The 21321-nt window shown below is 55.2% G+C and carries 12 protein-coding genes; 6 read left to right on the forward strand and 6 right to left on the reverse strand.

The window, feature by feature from the left end:
* Window positions 1–81 precede the first annotated feature (81 nt).
* The 4 genes from OEV49_00620 to OEV49_00635 are packed head-to-tail and all read left to right on the forward strand — an operon-like array spanning window position 82 to window position 8304.
* The gene (locus OEV49_00620; protein ID MDH3889559.1) at window positions 82–1854 is read left to right on the forward strand and encodes a CRTAC1 family protein; all 1773 of its coding nucleotides are present in this window, start codon (window positions 82–84) and stop codon (window positions 1852–1854) included.
* Between the two features lie 5 nt (window positions 1855–1859).
* Window positions 1860–3869: an FG-GAP-like repeat-containing protein gene (locus OEV49_00625; GenBank protein ID MDH3889560.1), complete on the forward strand. Its 2010-nt coding sequence runs from the start codon at window positions 1860–1862 to the stop codon at window positions 3867–3869.
* A gap of 28 nt (window positions 3870–3897) precedes the next feature.
* Window positions 3898–7347 carry an FG-GAP-like repeat-containing protein gene (locus OEV49_00630; GenBank protein ID MDH3889561.1) on the forward strand — a complete coding sequence of 1150 codons (3450 nt, stop codon included), beginning with the start codon at window positions 3898–3900 and terminating at the stop codon, window positions 7345–7347.
* Between the two features lie 30 nt (window positions 7348–7377).
* The gene (locus tag OEV49_00635) at window positions 7378–8304 is read left to right on the forward strand and encodes a nitrilase (protein MDH3889562.1); all 927 of its coding nucleotides are present in this window, start codon (window positions 7378–7380) and stop codon (window positions 8302–8304) included.
* A gap of 37 nt (window positions 8305–8341) precedes the next feature.
* Here OEV49_00635 and OEV49_00640 read toward each other — a convergent pair whose 3' ends face one another.
* From OEV49_00640 to OEV49_00665, 6 genes are all read right to left on the reverse strand, one after another.
* On the reverse strand, window positions 8342–10684 hold the full coding sequence (locus tag OEV49_00640; protein ID MDH3889563.1) for an MMPL family transporter: 2343 nt from the start codon (window positions 10682–10684) through the stop codon (window positions 8342–8344).
* Window positions 10685–10712: 28 nt separating this feature from the next.
* A complete protein-coding gene (locus OEV49_00645) occupies window positions 10713–11858 on the reverse strand; it encodes a hypothetical protein (GenBank protein ID MDH3889564.1) in 1146 nt (381 codons plus the stop codon).
* Between the two features lie 74 nt (window positions 11859–11932).
* Window positions 11933–12718, reverse strand: coding sequence for a tetratricopeptide repeat protein (locus tag OEV49_00650; GenBank protein MDH3889565.1), 786 nt, complete (start codon window positions 12716–12718; stop codon window positions 11933–11935).
* Window positions 12719–12846: 128 nt separating this feature from the next.
* Window positions 12847–14640 (reverse strand): CRTAC1 family protein, encoded by a 1794-nt coding sequence (locus tag OEV49_00655; GenBank protein ID MDH3889566.1) that lies wholly within the window; start codon window positions 14638–14640, stop codon window positions 12847–12849.
* A gap of 162 nt (window positions 14641–14802) precedes the next feature.
* The gene (locus tag OEV49_00660) at window positions 14803–16869 is read right to left on the reverse strand and encodes a S9 family peptidase (GenBank protein MDH3889567.1); all 2067 of its coding nucleotides are present in this window, start codon (window positions 16867–16869) and stop codon (window positions 14803–14805) included.
* A 78-nt stretch (window positions 16870–16947) separates the two neighbouring features.
* Window positions 16948–18981, reverse strand: a complete 2034-nt coding sequence (locus OEV49_00665) for an oligopeptide transporter, OPT family (protein MDH3889568.1) — start codon at window positions 18979–18981, stop codon at window positions 16948–16950.
* Between the two features lie 148 nt (window positions 18982–19129).
* Between OEV49_00665 and OEV49_00670 the strand changes: the two genes are divergently transcribed.
* Complete coding sequence (locus tag OEV49_00670; protein ID MDH3889569.1) at window positions 19130–20587, forward strand: trimethylamine methyltransferase family protein; 1458 nt, start codon at window positions 19130–19132, stop codon at window positions 20585–20587.
* Window positions 20587–21297, forward strand: coding sequence for a hypothetical protein (locus OEV49_00675; protein MDH3889570.1), 711 nt, complete (start codon window positions 20587–20589; stop codon window positions 21295–21297). The genes OEV49_00670 and OEV49_00675 overlap by 1 nt, the downstream gene beginning before the upstream one ends.
* The last annotated feature ends 24 nt before the right edge of the window (window positions 21298–21321 follow it).

Below are 21321 nucleotides of genomic sequence, written 5' to 3' on the forward strand. Positions count from 1 at the left end.
GGACGTAAACAACCTCTGATAACAACGATCAGCGGTGCAAACCAGACAACCACCATCGGCCGACCCTCGGCAACGGACGATATGACTCGACGAAAAAGGCAAGTTTACATATATAGCGCCGTGACCATCGGACTGACCGCGCTCGCGGTCTATCTGGTAATGAGTCGAACCAGGGGACCTGCCTCAGGCAAACAATCTGTCCAGGGCGTAACCCAGGCATTGTTGCGCCACCTACCCGAAAACTGTCCGACCGTGCAATTCACCGATGTATCGGATTCATCCGGAGTTGTCTTTCGACATTTCGATGCCGTCCGTTCCACTATGCTGCCGGAGGATATGGGTTCCGGCGCTGCCTGGTCGGACTACGACAACGACGGCGACCTTGATCTGTACGTTGTCAACCTGGCCGGTCCCATTACCTGGTCGCCGGCCCGGATCGCCGAATCGAGAGGTAATGCTCTGTACGCCAATAACGGCGACGGCAGCTTCACCAATGTGGCCAAAGCAGCCGGCGTGGATCACAAAGGCAGAGACATGGGGGCGTTCTGGGGCGACTACGATGGCGACGGCGACCTCGATCTGTACGTGACATCCTATGGACCGAACGTGCTGTACTCAAACAACGGCGACGGAAGCTTTAGCGATGTGACATCCGAAGCGCGAGTGGGTGACAACAGCTTCTCCACCGGCGCGGCCTGGGGTGACTATGATCTTGACGGATACCTTGATCTTTACGTGAGTAACTATGTCGAATTCCGACCCGAAGATACCTCGGTGAAAGAATCTTCGATGCAGTACCAGGCGACGGTTCCCTTCACTCTTAATCCATCGTCCTATACAGCGCAAGCCAACAGGCTGTACCACAACCTCGGCAATGGAAGTTTCGAAGAGGTAGCCGAAGCGGCGGGCGTGGACAATCTGACCGGACGCTCACTGAGTGTGACCTGGTGCGACTTCAACGACGACCGCCGGCCCGATCTGTATATCGCTAACGATGTCTCGGCCAACGGCATGTTTCAGAATGTCGGCAATGGCACTTTCGCCGACATAGGGGCATCATCGTGGGCGGCCGACTATAGGGGGGCAATGGGTCTCGCTATTGGTGATTTCGATCTCGATCTTGATCTCGATATATTCCTGACCCACTGGATCGCCCAGGAAAACGGTCTCTACAGCAACATGCGAACCGAGTTTGAGGACATGGACGCAGATTCGTTACGTTTTCGCGATATCGCCGACGGTGTCGGTCTTGGCGAGATTGCTCTCAACAAGGTGGGTTGGGGCACCGATTTCTTCGATTATGACAACGACGGCTTGCTCGACCTGCTGGTGATCAACGGCAGCACTTTTGAGAACCCCGAAAACACTCGTGAGTTGATCCCCATGAAGAGCATGCTGTTCTGGAATCGCGCCAACAAAGGGTACTTCAACGTTGCCCAAGTGGCCGGAGAAAGCCTGAACCGAAAAATCGTCGGTCGTGGCGCAGCCTTTGCCGATTATGACGACGACGGCGACGTGGATGTTTACGTGGTGGTACACGGCGGCGTGGGAATGCTCTTGCGCAACGACGGCGGCAACGACAATCATTGGCTGAAAGTGCAAACGATCGGTCGCGCCCCCAACACCCGGGCTATCGGCGCCAAACTGCGCCTGGTGTCCGGCGGTGTCTCACAACTGCGTGAAATCGGCGCCGGTAGTTCCTACATTTCGCAGAACAGCCTCGAAGCGGAGTTCGGACTGGGTACATCCACTCTCATCGATTCGCTGGTTGTCACCTGGCCGTCCGGCCTGACCCAGGTCATGACCAGGCTGGATGCCGACCAGACCGTTGTTGTCACCGAAGGAAGCCATTAGCTGCTATGAAAAAGCTCGTACTGGCCGCCGCGCTCGTTCTGCTATCGGCCTTTATCGTCGTTACCGTATTAAGAAAAACGACTACGGATACATCCAACCTTGACAAGGCCGGAGATACCATGGGCTCCAAGGCCAAGTCCGAGATCGATGATTTCTGGGCGGCTTACAACCGGGGCGAAGAATTATTCAGGGCGGGGCAGTTTGATCGATCACTTGATTATTTCCAAAATGCAATCGGGATAGATTCCACCCATGAAAACTCCTGGTATCAACTGGCCAACGTCTATGCCGAGACCGGACGGTACAGCAAAGCGCTTGAATGTTTTGAACACTTGATCGAGATAAACCCGATGAGTTCCCGAGCCCATCGACGCGCCGGTCAGCTCCTGAGTCGCCCTCGTCCGGGCGCGTCCACCGATCAGGACCTCGCCAAGGCTCATTTTGAACAAGCCCAGATGCTCAACCGCGCAGAATCCGGACCCCACTATTCGATGGGACGACTTCTTGCGGCCGGGGGCGAAGCCAAACCGGGACGTGAACTGTTGCAGAAAGCAGCGGCCACCAATCCGAGATTCGTCGAGGCCTTCAGGCTGCTCGGCTATACCGATTTACTGCATGGACGATACGCCCCGGCCATCAGTTCATACATTCGCGCCCTGCAGGCCGGTGGTGTAGAAGATGCACCTGGTGCGCAGCCGGGTGAGGGTGACACCAAACAGTCTCTCAGCCAACAAGGACCATACTCCGGCAAGAACATCGCCGCACTCTATGGACTGGCCATTGCCGCTCAATCCGCCGGCGGATATACCAACGACATTCCTGCAAACTGTCAGGTGGAACTGCCGCCTGTCGATCGCAGACTGACTCCTGTTAACGTCTCATGGACACCGAAACCGCCGACACCAGAAGCAACGACGTGGGCCGACTTGAACGGCGACGGCAAGCCGGAACTCATTACGACAGGAGCCGGTTCACCCCTGCAAATCTGGAAGCAGAACGACTTTCACTTCTCAGACATTAGCGCCGACTTTGGCCTGAACGGTACGACCTTCGGTAGTGATCTTGTGCTGGTAGATTTTGGTCAAGATAAGGACCTGGATATCTTGTTGATCATCGGCACCCGTTACGGTGTCCAACAGTTGACGCTTATGCAAAACGAGGGTGATCACTTTGTCGACGCCACCGAGGAGACCGGACTGTCGCAGATTCCAGCGTTCACAACTTTTGCTTGTGACGACTTTGATAATAATGGTTGGACTGATCTGATCATAATGTCTCCCACCCAGGACACCGGATCACGACTTTTGCTCTATACTGACTTCACCGAAAGCCTCCAGCAACAATGGAGCTGTAATCTGACCGGTCCGGGCTGGCCCATCGATATCACCGTCGGTGACTATGACAATGACGGCTACCGTGATTTGTATATTACCCGGTGGAAAAACCCCGGCCACCTGATGAGAAGTGTTCAGGGGCGGTCTTTTGACGACGTTACCGCTAAGTCGGGTCTGGCGGCTCATACTTTGTCGTTGGCCGCAGAGTTTATTGATTTTAACCACGACGACCACCTCGATTTGTTTGTATCAGAAGTAGCGCCATACGGGGACGCTTTGCGCTCGGTCCTGGATTTGCCGGCGCTTTCTGCAGACTATCGTCCGACGCTTTACACTGGTCGGGCTGATGGAGTTTTTGAAACTATGCCCTTTGACAACGCACTTGGCCACCACTACGGAACCTTGAATGTACATGCCGTTGACTTCGACGCCGATGGATACACCGACATCTATCTCACCAACGGAGGATTTGCCTTCGATCGTTTCGAGCCGGATGCGCTGTTGTTGAACAAGACCGGGAAACAGTTCGACTGTTATTACGCTGAGCCCCGGCTCGGCAAGTCGTTGTCGGTGTCCTCGCATCCGTCGATGGGTGATGGCCGTCCGCCGGTCATGATCGCGCGCGGTGGATTCCATCCGGGTCAGCCGGAGACAGCACCACAACTATTCAACCTAAAGTAAACCAGAACCCCACGGACGGGAGATACAATTGGCCATTCGAACGAACAATTTTCTGCCTGGACTTTCGTGCCTCGGTACACTGATGCTGGTATCGGCAGTAGTCACTGGTGCCGACAATCCCGACCTGATTCGCACCCGCAACCAGGGGGCGGCCTACTATGAGAATCAGGACTACCCGGACGCGGTGCCGCCGTTTGAGAGCTGCGTGGAGTTCGAGGACGCCGTGGCGGCAGATTGGATCAACCTCGGGCTGGCCTACTATCGAACCAAACAATGGGAAGAAGCCGTTGAGGCGCTTGAGACGGCGGACAGTGACGAGGATAGCTATCCGCATATCGCCTACGCACTCGGATTGATCCTCAAAAAGAACGATGCCTTCGAAGCAGCCGCAGAGCGATTTGAAAAAGTCGTCGCCCAGGACCCGGCCGAAGCGCCGGCCTATTACAGTCTGGGTGTCATGTACCAAAAACTGGGTCGTGATGATGATGCTGAGCGAGCCTTTCAAGCGGTCGTGCGCCATGATCCCCAACATGCCAGCGCCCACTACTATTTGTTCAAGTATGCCAAAGCAGCCGGACGACGTGACGAAGCCAAACGAGAGATGCGAATCTTCAGCCGACTGCAACGTGAGATACCGGACAAACAACGCACCGAGGCCGTCTACGAAGAATCGCAATACCTCACGCCCATTATCCCACCCCACCAGAGTTTCATGCCCGCCGATAGCGACCATCGTGGCAGGATCAGGTTCGTGGATGTTACCAAAGAGGCGGGGCTGCATGGACCGTCACCGTTTGACACTGACTCATTAAATTACCCACAAGTCTATCAGATCAGTTCACTTGATGGTAGCACCTGCTTGGTTGACCTTGATGGCGACAATGATCTGGACTTGTACGTCGTTAGGTGCAGTGATGAGCGATCGCCTGGTAATAGGCTGTATCTAAATGACGGATCCGGCCACTTCTCGGACGTCAGCTCCGGATCTGGGGCCGCCAACACAAGTTGCGGCCATTACGCGGTTGCAGGTGATATCGATAACAACGGTACTGTTGATATTGTACTGTTCAATTACCGTGAGATCAAAGTGCTTAGCAACGATGGAACAGCTCACTTCACCGACCTGTCCGATCGAGCAGGTCTTAGAGACTCCACTGTGGTCGGAGATGCCGAGTTGATAGACTACGACCACGACGGAGACCTGGACTTACTTATTGGTGTTTACGGATCACCGGGACAGTCACGCGATGGCTGGATGATGTACGTCGACAAGCCGGAGGTTGGATTTGACCGATGGCGTGATCTTATGCCCGAGACAAATCGTATTTATCGCAATAACGGGGACGGCAGTTTTACAAAAGTCGAAGACAGCGTCTGGGGAAACGAAGTACAGGCATGGACTATCGATGTAGAGTGCGGTGACTTCGATAATGATGATGACACCGATTGGTTATCGGTCAATGTCAACGCTCCTTGTCAGCTTCACCTCAACCTACGGCAGGGGCAATTCGCTACTTCCGAACCACTCGGCGAGGAGGGCGCGGAAAGGGGGACGGCCTGCGACTTTGACAACGATGGCGACCTGGATGTTCTTCTTGTCAGGGCAAAAGGCGCACACCTTTACTTGAACAGCGGTGATGCAACTTTCACAGAGAAGCGTTTGCCGATCCTTACAAAAGCAGTCACCGACGCCAACATTTCCGCGGTTCGGCCGTTTGACTTCGATAACGACGGGCTTATCGACATCACTATGACATACGATAAGGGCGACCCGAGTTTTCATGTCAACCTTGGCCAGAACGAGTTTCAGCTTCTCACTAACGGGCCGGCACTAACCACCGCTTTTTCAGCTTGGGAACCCGATCATCTTACCGTTGGAGACATCGATAACGATGGTGACCTGGATTTGGTTGGACACAACAACCGTATCCTGCCCTTCATTCTCGAAAACCGGGGTGGCGAAAGCGCCAACTGGCTCAAAGTGCAGCCGGTGGGAATACGGGTGCCAAAGCAGGGCATCGGCGCCAAACTTGAAATCAAAGCCGGACCCTACTACCAACGCCGAGACGTTCACCAATGGCCGGTGCATTTTGGACTCGGCGAGGTGGACAAAATCGACGTGCTGCGCATCACCTGGACCAACGGAATCGTGCAAAACATGGTCGACGTGCCCACCAACGAAATCTACAAGGTCGAAGAAATCGTCCGCACCGACGCATCGTGCCCCTTCCTGTTCACGTTCGACGGTGAAAAGTTTAACTACATTAATGACATCCTCGGCGTGTCGGCGATGGGCGTGCCGCTTGACGAAGGGTTCTATCACCACCCCGACCCGGATGAGTATGTCCGTATCGATGGCACCATGCTCGCGCCTTTCGACGGTCGTTACCTGCTCAGGCTGGCCGCCGAATTGAAAGAGACAGTTTACCTCGACCAGGTGAAACTCATTGCCGTAGATCATCCATCGAACGTCGACGTCTACCCCAACGAACGGTTCAGCGAGCCGCCGTTTATGGAACCCGGCTTGCACACCGTGAAAGAAAGACGTCACCCTGTTGCAGCCACCGACTACCAAGGCAACAACATCCTGCCGCTTATTGAGAAAACCGACCACAGGTATCCGTCTAACATTCCAATGAGCAGCTATGACGGATTGGCCCAACGGCACTGGTTCGAATTCGATCTCGGTGACCTGCGCGGGCATGAGACGATCACGATGTTTCTCACCGGATGGATCTACTGGTCGTCGGCCTCGGCCAATGTAGCTATCTCGCAGAACCGTCAGGTTGGTTTTGAAGTTGTCAGCCTGAGTGTCCCGGATGCCGACGGTGAATGGATCACGGTAATCGACGACATCGGCCTGCCAAACGGCAAGAACTCCACTATTCCGGTGCATCTGTCGGGACTCTTTCCCTCTGATGACTTTCGCGTCCGCTTGACCACTAACCTGGTCGTTTACTGGGATGAAGTTTTTTTCACGGTGGGGACCGAAAGCTATCCCGCCGATCAGATCGAATGTAGACTATCGACAGCCGATCTTCACTATCGCGGTTTCTCGAACATGCGACAAGACTCGCTGGGTATGGAGTTTTTTGATTACGCCGCAGTCAACAAGATGGGACCCTGGCGCCAGCACTCAGGGCGATACACACGCTACGGCGAGGTCTCGGAACTTCTCACCGAACCGGATGATCGCTATGTCATCTATGGACCGGGTGAGGAGATATCTTTCGAGTTTGAAGCGCCACCCCTTCCGAAAGACGGCTGGCGGCGCGACTTTTTTCTGTATGCCTTCGGTTGGATCAAGGACGGCGATCCCAACACCGTCCATTCGGTGACTGTCGGACCGCTGCCGTTTATCGATATGCCCGGCTACCCGTATGACTCCAGCCTCTCCGGGCGGGCCGATGAAATCGCCGGCGACCTCGCCGACTGGTTGACCAGAGAACAGGTCCGCACCGTGAGACCGTTGCGTTGATAGGTTCCCCAAACGAAAGGACCGTTGCTTGTGACCAACTCGGATGACAACCTGCGCTACTATGCCGCTGCCTGCCAGACAGATTTCGCCTGCCCCGACACGCGCAAAGGTATCAAAGCCAACGTAGATCAGATGTTGCGCATGATTGACTGGACGGTGGAGGGCTACGGGCCGTTCTTCAACGTGAAGCTGCTGGTCTTCCCGGAGTTTGCCCACACCGCACCGGTTTATGATTCGGTCGACGAGTTACGTCGTAAGCTGACGGTGGAGATACCGAACGAACATACCGAACGCTACTGCCAGACGGCCAGGAAACTCAACCTGTTTATTCAAACCGGGACCTTCCTCGAAGAAGACCCGGCCTTTCCCAACACGGTCTTCAACACCACCTGTTTGATAGGACCCGACGGCATACTGTCCAGGTATCGCAAGGTCAATCCCTGGCTGCCGTGGGAGCTTCACACCAGCCCGGCCGACATTGAGGAGTACGAGCCCGACCTGTTCCCGGTGGTTCAAACCGAGATCGGTAACCTGGGGGTGGCTATTTGCTATGACTGGCTGTTTCCGGAAACGCTCAGGCAACTCAGGCTGCGTGGGGCCGAGGTGCTCATCAGGGTCTCGGCTTACATGGATCCCTGGGGCGCCACCGAGCCGATGGATTGGTGGACGGTGGTCAACAGGTGTCGTGCTTTGGAGAACACTTCCTACGTCGTTGCCTCCAACCAGGCCGCGTCGATCAGGAACTACCCACCCTTTTCATGGCCGGGCGGCAGTATGGTAGTCGATTACGATGGTCGTATTCTGGCTCAGGCTGATCCCGGACCGTTTGAGAAAGTTGTGGTCGCACCGATTGACATTGCCGCCCTGCGGCACACCCGCAAGACTCGAAAGGGACATGATTTCTTGTCGCATCGTCACGCCCGCGCCTACCGGATGACTGAACCCGGCAGGGAGTAAACTTGGAGTCGGCGCATGCAAGGGACGACAAGATCCGTCACTTCTTCTGCTGAAAAACGAATCGCGGCCTGCACACCGCGACAATAGCCGGTAATACTGTCACGCTGACAACAAAGCTGACCAGCATAGCAATGGCGATCAACAGACCAAACCGCACCAACGTGCTGAACTCAGAGACTGCCAACAGCAAGAAACCCAAGGCCACTACAAAGGCAGTGAAAAAGAGTGCACGACCGGTGAAGGCAAGGGCACGTTGTATGGCGCCGGCGTCATCATCGGTATGTGCGCCGGCTTCAAGGCGCAGACGATCCAGCAGGTGTATCGGGAAATTCACGCCCGCTCCGATGGCGATAGATGCGAACATTGATGTACCTACGCCCAAGCCGATGCCACCGATACCCATTACAGCATAGTTGACCAACACCGCCACCGCCACGGTGAATGTACACAGCAATCCGGCGACCATCGAACGGAACATTAGCCCGGTCAACAGCAATACGCACAGGATAGAGAACAGCACGCTGCGTATGTGGGTCTGACGCACCAACCCCAACCAGTGGTAATCGAGATTGGCCCGGCCGGCCAGTCTGATCGTGAGCGCGCCGTCACTGAAGGTGCTGTCGATGAACCCCTGAAGCGCCGTAATGGTCTCACGCTGATGAACGTACTCACTTGAGGTCATGCGAACGATCAGGTTGGCCGAGCCGTAGTCGGCGTCTACCACTTCACTGAGCAGGCGCGACATAGGCGAACTTGGCGCCCTCAGCACGTCGAGATAGAAACCGGTCACCCCTGGGTCGTCAGGGATAGCAAAGAAGTCCGGATCGTCCCGATTCATTTTCTGATGAGCGCGCTTGACCCAACCGACCAGCGAGTGGGTCCCACCCACGAAGGGCAGTTGCTCGGTGAACTCTTCCAACCGAGCGATCTTCTTTAGCGTCTGGGCCTCCAGCATGTATCGAGGTTCAGCGGATGACAGAACTATATTGAGCTGATTGGTACCATCGAATCGTTCATTGAACGCATTGGTCGCCTGAACCATCGGATGGTCGTCCTTAAAAGCCAGCAAGCGTGAATCATTGACGACCAACTTAAGCGATCCAAGGAAGGCTCCTCCTATCAATGCAACCCCGACCACCAAAACGACCTTTCGCCTGCGATGAATCAGCGTACCCAGAACCGACATGAACCTCCCAAGTCGATCCAGAGCGGCAACACCTTCAGCGTGCGATGCTCTTGAGGTAAAGGCGCCACTGGACTTCAAAGGCAGGATGGCCAATCCGGCCGGTATCACGGTGAACGAATATATCAACGCACCGGCGACACCGAAACAGGTGAACAATCCAAAAAAGCGTATGGGCGGCATAACTCCGGTTATGTACAGTGCCAGGAATCCGGCGATGTCGGTCAGAGATGTTATCAGAACCGGATACCAAAGGGCCATACAGGCATCGACAACAATCGTGCGTGTATCTCGACCGCGCATGGCCAATTGTTCCTCGTAATACTGACCGACAAGATGCAGCGAATCGGCCACCCCCAGAGCCATTATGATCACAAAGATACCATTGGTGACGATAAAGACCGGTACGCCAAACACCGACATCAACCCCAGCGCCATAGCCGACGCCCCGCCAATTACACAAAGCGGCAAAACCGTTCCACGCAGCGTTCGGTAGGCCAGAATAATCAAAAGAGCCATCACGATCGGACAAACGAAGTTCATACGTAGCGCGTCGTCGGACACCGCGGTGCCCATATAGGCCCGCACTGCCGGTTCACCGGTGACGATCAGCTGTTCATCGGTCGTTGGAAAACCGTCCAGGAGAAGACTCAGACGATGGTACAACGCTTCAGCCTGGGCGTCATCATCGACTGCGATGATGATTGCGCCGGCGGAACCGTCAGCTGCCACCAACGTCCCCCGATACAATTCGTATGACAGGATGTCGTTTTTCAGAGAGTCCAGCCCGGCTCTTGTTTCCGGCGTATCTCCCAGTAGTAGATCGAATCCCGGTTCACCATCCTCATCAAAGTAGACGCCGGATTCCGTGGCCAGACTCATGACATCGGATGAATCTATCTGCGGCAACTTTTGGATGGCCACGGTCAGGTCACGAATCAACGATATCGTCGACTCGGTAAAGATGCCATGTTTGGCGTCGCGGATGATGCCGACCACCAGTGGCTCGTTCAGATCAAAACGGTGATCGACTTCCAATTTTGCGAGTAAGGCGGGATGATCGGCTGGAATGAATGTGTCGGGATGCGTCTCGCGCGTTAGCCCGAACATGTACAACCCAAGCACACCAGCAATCAATGCCACCACGGCCAGGACCGGGTAAGGATGCTTGGTTACAAACTCAAAGTATCGTCGCATGGTACTGTATTGTTCACCAGAATTCCATTCATGGCATATTGAGAGCCTGTCTGGCCGGCCAGCAAGTGGGGTCCAACTCAAGCGCCCGCTCGGCGTGTTTCTTGAAATCCTTCTGTTTGCCCGGAAGCTGCCGGAAGAAACCGGACAGAACATAATGGGTCCGCGCCCGCAGTGGTCGATGTGAGTAAATGCCCCTGAGCAAGTGTGGATTGGCCCAGCAAGGATCGTACTGGATGCATGGTTCGCTTTTTAGATAGGTCTTAACACTCTCTATGACATCGTCGCTTGGTTCATAAGTCTTCGTGGGCAACCCAACGACCGACAATAGTTCGAGTTCCGGGCATTCACCTGTGACGTCCTCAAGAGTGGCTATCAAACTATCACTAGTTGCAAAGTTCCCCACTCCCAAATGATACTCCGCCAGGAAAAACAGCGCCTCGATGTCCTTCGGATTGTTGTCCAGTATTGAACGATAAACGCCGGACGCATCATGTGTCATGAAACGGAGCCAGGCCAGATTCAGCCTGGCCTCCCGAATACCGCTCTTGCCCGTTTCGGCAAGCACCGAATCCGCCTTACTGCGATCTCCCATTCGCACATAGAGCCCGGCCAGCCGCAGTTGTGCGAGTACGTTTGTGGAATCAAAGGCAACGGCCTTCAGCAACGCCGTCTTCGCTTTCGAAGTATCTTCATCCTTGTATTCATAAATAAACGCCGCTGCAAGATGCCCACGCACCGAGTCGTGTTGCATGATAAAACCAACCTGCTCCCACGCCGTCTTCAGGCTACCGCCCGCCACACCGGGAGCACGCACATGAAACTCGATCAGTCCTTCGCGTGCGTCGAGACTTGAGGAGTCCAGATAGATAGCACGTTCAAACGCCTTCTTACATCTGCGAGCGTTCATCAGCTTGGACCCAAACCACCCGCTCTGTGTTTTCTCACTATAGGCAACGCCCAACCACAGTTGACAAACCGATGCATCCGGTTCCATCTCAACCGCCTTTTTGGCAAACTTGACGGCGTCGTCGAACTTGTCGTTGGCGTAGGCACGGCGGCACGATTCAAGAAAGGCTCGGGCGTCCGGTGACATCGATGTGTCGCCCGCTAACGAATGGACAAAAGCGAGGGTGACAAGGCAGACCAACACGGTGGCTCGTGATCCGGTTCGCACTATTCCCCCTGGTATCCATCGCCCCAAGCAACCGTCTGTAGTGCTCCATTTTCTGACCATTATTTCGGTCTGGCCTACTCTGCCCAGATCATCCACATGTCGGTGTCGATCGGCTTTTTCAGAGAACGGGTGACTTTCACAAACTTCTCAAGTTCCTCATCATCGATGAAGCTCAGCCGCTTGCGCAGCTTGGCGCTTCTGGGAAAAAGCTCCGCCCCCTGCTGCCACACCCGGCGTGCCTCGGCGTGTTTGAGATCCTTCACGTAGGCATCACCTAAACCGATGTAGGTGAGTTCGAAATAGGCTTTAGGTTGGGACAGATTAAGTTCATTTTGCAGTTTTAGGGCTTGCTTGAAATCGGCGATCGATTCCGGCGCGTGTCGCATCATGCGCGGCCAATGCAGGTGATTCATGCCGCGACCGTACCAACCACCCCAGTAGGTGGAGTCCTGTTCAATAATCAGAGTAAGCTGATCCATCGAGAGGTTCGACTGCTGTCCCTGCTGAACCATACCAAGCGTGTACCACGGCATTTTGTCGACATAAGCCAGAGCCAGATGAAATCGAGCGTTTATGGATGTGTGGTTGCGCTCGACAAGGCCCTCGAGGAACTCAATACAGCGATCAAACTCATGCCACCAAATGCAGGCCAGTCGGTAACTGTTGCCATGGATAGGCGCGCCCGGGTTAAGCTCCAGAGCAGCCTCAAAATGGTTCAGGGCCGATTCCCGTTCATCCTGCCGCGACAACAACACAGCCAGCTGGTAGTGCGTGACATCGTCCCCCGGATACTCGGACAACAGTTCCTTAAGCTCTTTTATGGCCATTTCCTCTTCGCTCAGACGTGTTCGTTGAGCCATCAGAGGTGAGACCGCGAGACACAGCAGAACCAAAAGAGACACTGGTATCTGGGCGAACTTGCATCTATTTCGCAAGGTTGTTCTCCTCTTCCAGGGTAAAATCGTATACACCGCCGACCGGACCAACTTCAACCTCCAGCTGGTTCGGACACTGTCAGTACTTGGTTGACTTCTACATTTTCGAGCGTCTGAACTCCACCTGCCGGCCAGCGGATCACAAGTTTTTCAATGACGTCGTGGCTGCCGAGACCAAAGTGCGCACGCCGACTGCTCTGCGATGCGTAGCCGTTACCGGCCACGATTTCGCGAATCATCAGTTGATCGCCGACCGTGAGTTCAAGCCGGGCGCCGACGGCATCTCTGTTGCTCAAGGTGCCGGTGAGATCGACCTCGAACCAATTTGCACGGTTGCCGATTTCGTTTCGGTACATCACACCGGCGGCGTCCTGATTGGCCACATACATATCCAGATCGCCGTCGTTATCATAGTCGGCCACGGCGATTCCCCGACCGTCACGCTTGTCGTCCACACCCGACTCGGCGGCTATCTCGGCAAAGCCATCGAACCCGTCGTTGCGAAACAAGCGACTTGGTTCGTGTCCTGAACAACTCTTGTTACCCATCATCGGCCAGGTGGCAGCATCCTCCGGGTTGCTGTGAATATCGGTGGCGAACACGGCCAGGTCATACCACCATTCCTCCTCACCGGCGCTTACGAATCCGTTAACGGCATATATGTCAAGATCACCGTCGTTATCAAAATCCATGAACTTGCAGCCCCAGCCCCAACCACCGTCCCAGCAATTCGTCTCCACGGCGACATCGACAAAAGACCCATCGCCGAGATTCTCGTGCAGGACGTTGCCTTCCTGGAGAAACTCGTCGGTTGAAATATTGGCCACATAAATATCAAGCCATCCGTCGTTGTTATAGTCGCCAAACTCGGCGTTCATCCCCTTGCGGCTGTCTATCCCAATGGCTTGGTTTGAAATATTGACAAAGCCGTCAGCGCCTCGGTAGGTGAACAACCGATCCGGCCCAAAATCGTTGGCCGTGAAAATCTCCATCGTGCCGTTGTTATCAATGTCACCGCAACCGACATCAAGCGTCCAACCGCTGTCGGCGATTCCGAGACCACCGGCGACATCGGTGAAAGTTGCATCACCGTTATTACGATACAAGACATTGGCCCCGCCATTGACAGCCGTTTCAAAGGCATCGTGCATGATACGAGTATGTTCGAGATTCCACAGATCGACATACGGAAAGTAGTTGCCGACATACAAATCAAGATCGCCGTCGGAATCGTAATCGACAAAGATCACGCCGTTGGCGTTGCCACAGTCGCCGGTGCCGCTCGACTGCGTGACCTCCGTGAACGTTCCGTCGCCATCGGAGTGAAACAGCCGGTTGCATCCCCATTTGATGACATAGAGGTCGAGGTTCCCATCATTGTCATAGTCACCGAACACCGCCCCCATCGAGGCCCCGTGCTCTTCGTTGACCCAGGCAACACCGGCCTGGGCGGCCATATCGGTAAACGTAAAGTCACCGTTGTTGTGGTAGAGCAAGTTCGGCTCACCCATACGGGACTGCGTCACATATATATCGACATAACCATCACCATCGTAATCGGCGGCGGCAGCGGCGGCGCCCACCGAGGCCATCCAGGGCATGATATTGCCCAGCTTTTCATCCAGCACCGGTTTGTGATGCCTGTGAGTGATCCCGGCCTGCCGGGTAACATCCGTAAACGCTCTCTGGACCGATTCTTCAGCATTCAAGACGACAGGCAGGGCGATCAGAAGAAACAACAGTGTCGACCAGCCAAACGCGGCAGAGCATGAGGTGATGAGCCCAAGCCGGCCGCTTTTCTCAAAAACGTCACTGTTCCTTATAGTTGAGTTGGCTGTCTTTTGCATTGTTCTATGTCTTATGGTTGTTCGCAAAAATCAAGATACAAAAACAAACTACCCACCAATCGGCTCAGCGTCAAGCTGAATCATGGGTCGACATTCGAGACTATTACGGCCGTAGAACTAATGATACTTCCTCCGTGCTCCACGGCCGGCACGAATACGGAGTTACTCGGCCGTTCCTCGGAGGGCATCGTAGTCAAGTTCCCAGTCGGGCGGATCGCCCCCGGGTCCTCTGAGGTAATGATCCATCCAGCGAATCAACCGCCGACTGAAGTCATACCGCGCCGCGGCCTTACGATTGCCGTGACCTTCTTTTTTGAAGAAGACCAACCGTACCGGCGCTTTACCCACAGTCTTGAGATAACGATACAGTTCCATCGACTGGCTGGGATGCACTCTCGAATCGTCTTCGCCGTGCATGATCAACAGCGGCGTGTTGGCCTGTTGCGCGTAGTAGATCGGACTCCGTTCCAGATACCACTGCCAATGGTCCCACGGCCAACGTCTGGCGTGTACGAGAAACATCTCCTGCGGAATATCGGTGGTGCCGAACTTTGAAATCAAATCGCTGACCCCGACCGACATGACACCACATGCGAAGTGCTCGGTCAGCGCTGTGGCTCCCCAGGCCGTAGCATAGCCGCCATAGGAGCCCCCGGTGATACCGACCTTGTCGGCGTCAACCAAACCTATCTCGACCAGGTGATCGACCGCATCGACCAGGTCGTTGAACTCACCCCCGGCGTAGTCGGCCTGACTCATTTTTGAGAACTCCACACCGCGCCCCGTGCTGCCTCGATAGTTAGGATAGAATACGACGTATCCCTGAGCCGCCAGCACCTGGCCGGGACTTGAATAATAGGTAAGCCAGCCGTCGCGCCGATGCGACTCCGGTCCACCGTGCACGGCCAACACCAGAGGATACTGTTGGTCTGGTTGCTCGTTTACCGGGTGGATCAGAATCCCCTGCAATCGCAAACCGTCACGAGCGTTATGCTCCACCACTTCCTGCTCGGCAAACTGTATCTCGTCCAACCAGGGGTTACTGTTGCTGATTCTCTCGGCAGCTTTGTCACCCAGTCGGTAACTAAAAAGTTCCGAAGGATGGTCAAAACTGTTGGCCAACAGGGCCAGGCTTCGACCGTCGGCAGCCAGTTTCATTCGCGTAATAACCGGTCGACCGGGTGCGAGAATAGCTCTTTGTTTGGAACCGTCGGTGCGTACCGTCCCGATGAAGTTATGTACTTCTCGCGCCGCCAAGAAGACAATAGTCTGATTATCACCAAAAGCCAGGTCCCAGACGTGGCCGTCGAAATCGGTTATCACCGGTCTGAGTTCATCGCTGTCGACCGAGGCGATCACTACTTCCCCGGCCGAAGGGTCGTGGATATCGGCGCCGGTAATAAAGGCCACCTGGCTGCCGTCGGGACTGAAAGCCAGCGAACCCAGCTTGCCCGGTTTGTCATACGTCCGGATTAACTCACCTGTTCCGGCATCAATCAGCGTGACGCTTCGGTACATGAGCCGGTCATCAACCGACGGCGTCGGCTGCGTCACGACCGCCAATCTCATTCCATCAGGACTCCACCGAACCACCGATACCGTGCCGTCAATATCCAGCGATCGCGGCGACTGCGATGAATCCCGGGGATCGGTCATCCACACTCGCGTGTGACGCCAATCTTCCTCGTACACTTGTTGATTAAAGCCCTTATCGCGAAGTTCCTTCAGCTCAGTCGGCACCGTATCCCGAGCCAAAAAAGCAATTCTACGACTGTCCGGCGCCCAACTGTATCCGGAGATTGAGCTGCCGAATTGCAGAAGCCGTCGTGACTCACCGCCGTCGAGCGGGATTGCATAGAGCGATTTGACGGTATCTTCTCCGCGCTCGGCTAAGTAGGTTATAAAACCGCCGTCGGGTGTAAAGGCCACATTACTGACGCGCACCTTGCCCGTCACAAAGGGCCGCGTGATGCCGTCGTGCCCGGCGACATACAGTTCAACCCAGGCCGAACCGTTATCCTCTGCGAACGGATTGCGAGGCACCGACAAAGTATAGGCCATCGTCTGACCGTCCGGGGCGATAGCTACCTGCCCAACCGTGCGCAGGTTGGCGATGTCTTCCAAAGTCATCGAGCGCTGAGCAGTCGCTACAGCGGCTATGAACACCAGAAGAACAGTGGTACAAGTCATTATCAGACGGCTTGAGGACGCGGGCTTTTTCCGAAACATGTCTATTCTCCTGCGGTTCTTTGTCTTCTTACCTTATGGCAATCCTATACCGGTCAAGTCACTCGATTCTATGTCGACTCATTTCGCTTTTGTACGTCGATAGAGCAGCACTCCCATCAGCCCGAACAAGACAAGGGCCACGATTTCCCCCCACGGTTCCGGCCATGCCCATCCCACGCCGGTCGGTTTGCCCCACTTGTAAGCATAGGCGGCAATGATTACACCCATGAGACCCTCGCCGCCAATCAATCCGGAACAGAAGAGGATACCTCTCTCTTTCCGTTGGGTAAGTTCAGATTCATCGTGGCGCGAGCGTGCTTCCACGATTCTGCGGATGATGCCCCCGAACAAGATCGGCGTCATGGTGGCTACCGGCAAATAGAGACCGACCGCGAAGGGCAGCGAAGGTAACGAGCAAAGTTCGACAATGGCGCCAAGAAAAGCACCTATCAGTACCAACGACCAGGGGATGCCGGACTCCAGAACACCGTCGACCAACGTGCCTATCAGCATGGCCTGTGGCGCGGGCAGATCGACCGAGCCGATTTGATACGTCTTGACCAGCACCATGACCGCCGCGCAGACAGCCAGCGCCGATGTGGCCGCGCCGATTATTTCACCAACCTGCTGACGCCAGGGTGTCGCACCGACCAGAAAACCGGTCTTTAAGTCCTGTGAAGTATCCCCGGCGATAGAAGCTGCCACGCAAACAACGGTACCGACAGTGAGCGCGGTCACCTTGCCCAACATATCGGTCCAGCCAAGCCAGACGAACAGACCGCTCACACCCAATAGCGTAACAATCGTCATCCCCGAGGTCGGATTCGATGACACCCCGATCATCCCTACGATCCGCGATGATACCGACACAAAGAAGAATGCAAAGAGCGCTATGGCCGGTGCCGCCACCAGGCGCATCATGAAACTGGTGCTCAAACCGAGCACACCCGGCAGCACGGCCAGGAGCACCACGACCGCCGCCACTCCGAGGAGCACGTAGCGCATGTTCAGATCACGCTCGGTCCGCAGCAGACCGTTTAGTCCGTGGCTTGCCTTGGCATCCTGGTCACCGAGCCGGGCGCGCATGGCACCGAATGTCATGCGGAACGACTTGAGCATCATCGGGAACGATCGAACAATCGTGATAAGCCCGCCGAAGGCCACCGCCCCGGCGCCGACATAACGTATGTAGCGCGTCCAGATTTCCGACGGACTCATACTGCCGATGGTCTTGATCGCCTCCGGAAAGAGCGGCACCGTGAGATGCTCGCCCAGGTGTCCCATGAGTGGAATCAAAACCACCCACGAAACCAAGCTGCCGGCCACCATGATCGCCGACACGCGGTAACCCAGAATGTATCCCACCCCCATCAACATCGGCGTGGCCACAATGCCGACCTGGGCCTTCTTGACCAACGGCAGATTGATGGATACTTCGCGATCGATTAGCTTCAAGAGGTGATTACAACAACGATAGAGCGCTCCAAGACCAAGGCCGAGGAATAGATTACCCGCACCGGCGCCACCTTTGTCGGCGGTAATCAATACGCGCGCACAGGCCGTGCCTTCCGGGTATGGCAACGACAGGTGTTCATCCTTGATGAGGAACCGACGCAGCGGAATCATGAACAGGACGCCAAGCAGTCCCCCGAACAGCGCCAACCCGGTTAGCTGAAACAAGGTTGGATCGACACCCCAGATGTAGAGGGCCGGAATTGTAAAAATAACACCGGAGGCCAACGATGAACTGGCCGATCCGATTGTCTGCGCCATATTGCTTTCGAGAATCGTAGAACGACCGAAGAGCCGTCCGGTCAAACGGAAGAAACCGACCGTCATGACGGCCACCGGTATCGAAGTCGATACCGTTATACCGGCCAGCAAACCGAGATAAGCGTTGGCGGCGCCAAACAGAACGCCAAACAACACCCCGGCTAATACCGATCTGATTGTAAACTCGGCGATACTCTCCTGAGGCGAGATGTACGGTTTGGGCGGGGGACCGGATTGACCGGCTTGGTTGGTAGCGATCGGTTGTGTCCTCTCTGTGGTTTCGGCTGACCGATTCCTCAGTCTGCACCTTGCGTTCCAATCATAATAACAGCCGCCCACAGATTATACCAAGCGGTTTTTTCATATACGAACACATGCAAGAGAATCAAGCATCTGTTGACAAACCACATTCTCAAGCTGTAATTACTGTCTGCAAGAGATATGCGGTCGGCGCAGACGACCCGACTTTATCGACAAGGAGAGAGCATTGAGACCAACTGTAAGATTCCTCAGCGATGAACTGATCGGCCGCATCCTGTCCGAGGCTCGTGAGCTGATCTGCAAACTGGGTGTTGAGATTCATAACGAGAACGTCCTGGGACTACTCGGTGATCATGGCGCCCGAATCGATTCAAGCAAACATCGCGCCTTTTACACCGACGACATCATCGACCAATCATTGAAAGCGGCGCCGTCGTCGTTTTGTCTGTACGATTCCTCAGGAAATCAAGCCGTCGATCTTTCCGGCATGAATGTCAACTTCACCCCCGGATCGGCGGCCATTAACATTCTGGATTCAGACTCTCTCAAGTCCCGCCGACCGACAACCGCCGACTACGTCAAGTATGCAAGGCTGGTGGGCGGCATGGACCATATCGGTTCTCAGTCAACGGCCCTGGTCGCAGACGACGTCCCCGGCAGAATATCCGACAGCTATCGCCTGTACCTCAGTCTGATGCACTGTCATAAACCTGTCGTGACCGGCGCTTTCACAATCGATGCCTTTGAGATCATGAAAGAGCTTCAGCTCACTGTGCGCGGCTCCGGTCAGGCGCTAAAGGAGAAGCCGCTGGCTGTTTTCTCATGCTGCCCCACTTCGCCCCTGAAATGGTGCGATGTCACCTCGCAGAACGTGGTCGACTGTGCCAAACACTCGATACCGGTCGAGTACATTTCGATGCCGTTGTCCGGATTCATGGCCCCGGTAACCCTGGTCGGTTCGCTGGTGCAACACACGGCTGAAACGTTGAGCGGTCTTGCTATCAGTCAATTGACAAACCCCGGCACTCCGGTGTTGTACGGTGGTTCTCCGGCTGTTTTCGACCTGCGATACGAGACGACGCCGATGGGCGCTATCGGCACCATGATGATCGACTGCGCATACAACGAAATCGGCAAACATCTCGGTCTGCCCACCCAGGCTTACATCGCCCTCAGCGATGCCAAACTGCTCGATGCCCAGGCCGGGCTGGAAACATCGATGGGCGCAACGTTGGCGGCGCTGGCCGGGATCAACAACATCTCAGGCCCGGGCATGCTCGATTTTGAAAGTTGTTTCAGTTTGGAAAAACTTGTCGTTGACAACGAAATCTGTGGCATGGTGCATAGAATGGTCAAAGGTATCGAGCCCAAAGAAGACTTCCCCGCCCTGCCCCGCTTTGAAGAACTGCTGCGCGACGATCACCTGCTGATCTCGCCGCACACGCTCAAGTATCTCAATGAAGAGATCTATCTCCCCGGCCCGGTAATCGACCGCGCCAACCGTTCCCGCTGGGCCGAGGAAGGCAGCCTCACCATTCAGCAACGGGCGGCACAGGAAGTAAAACGAATTCTTTCAGAACAGACCGACTCGCCTCTGCCGCAGGATGTCGGCGACGAATTGACCCGCCAGATGACCGCCGCTGCCCGCACCCATGAGATGGAGCAGTTACCAGAGTACGCTTGATGAAACGCCAGGTTACAATTGAACTCAAGGCCACCGTGCCCTCCTCGGCCGACGTTCTTAACGCCCAGTCTGTCCCCAAAACGGCTCACGATGACAGCTCGTTACAAGCGCTGGCCGAGCAAGGGATAGCTATCTTTCGCAAGCTGGCTCAGCCGATAGGCATGTATGCTCAAGTTGAGTTGCCTGAGTTTGAGAGGATCTACCACGGCGTGGGAGCCAACGACAATGTCGCCCCCTTGCCGCATATTGCGCAGGCATCCGATAAACTGGCCTTGTATTGCGTCACTCTCGGACAGGAAGTCTGCGCCAGGATATCGCAGCTTTTTGACAGCCATGAGTATCCTCTGGCCACCATGCTTGACGCCGCCGCCTCGACCGGCGCGGAACTTGCCGCCGAGGTTGTGCAAAAGGAATTTGAACTGCAATTGGACAGTGATAAACTAAGCAGTGCACAAACCGGCGTGATGCCGTTCAGCCCCGGCTACTGCGGCTGGCATGTGAGCGGGCAGCGCGCCCTTTTTGATTTTCTAAAACCGGAGGAGATCGGTGTAAGTCTGAATGAGAGCTGTTTGATGCAACCATTGAAATCAATCAGCGGCGTCATGGTATCAGGCATCAAAGAGATTTTTTACTTCGAAGATGTTTTTCCGTTTTGCGCCTCTTGCGCCACCCGTTCCTGTCGGGCGCGGATTGCATCGCTTGAAATGTGAACGAACGACCCCAAAGGTACAGGG

The organism is Candidatus Zixiibacteriota bacterium (assembly GCA_029860345.1).
In the GTDB taxonomy this organism is placed as follows: Bacteria; Zixibacteria; MSB-5A5; order GN15; family FEB-12; genus JAJRTA01.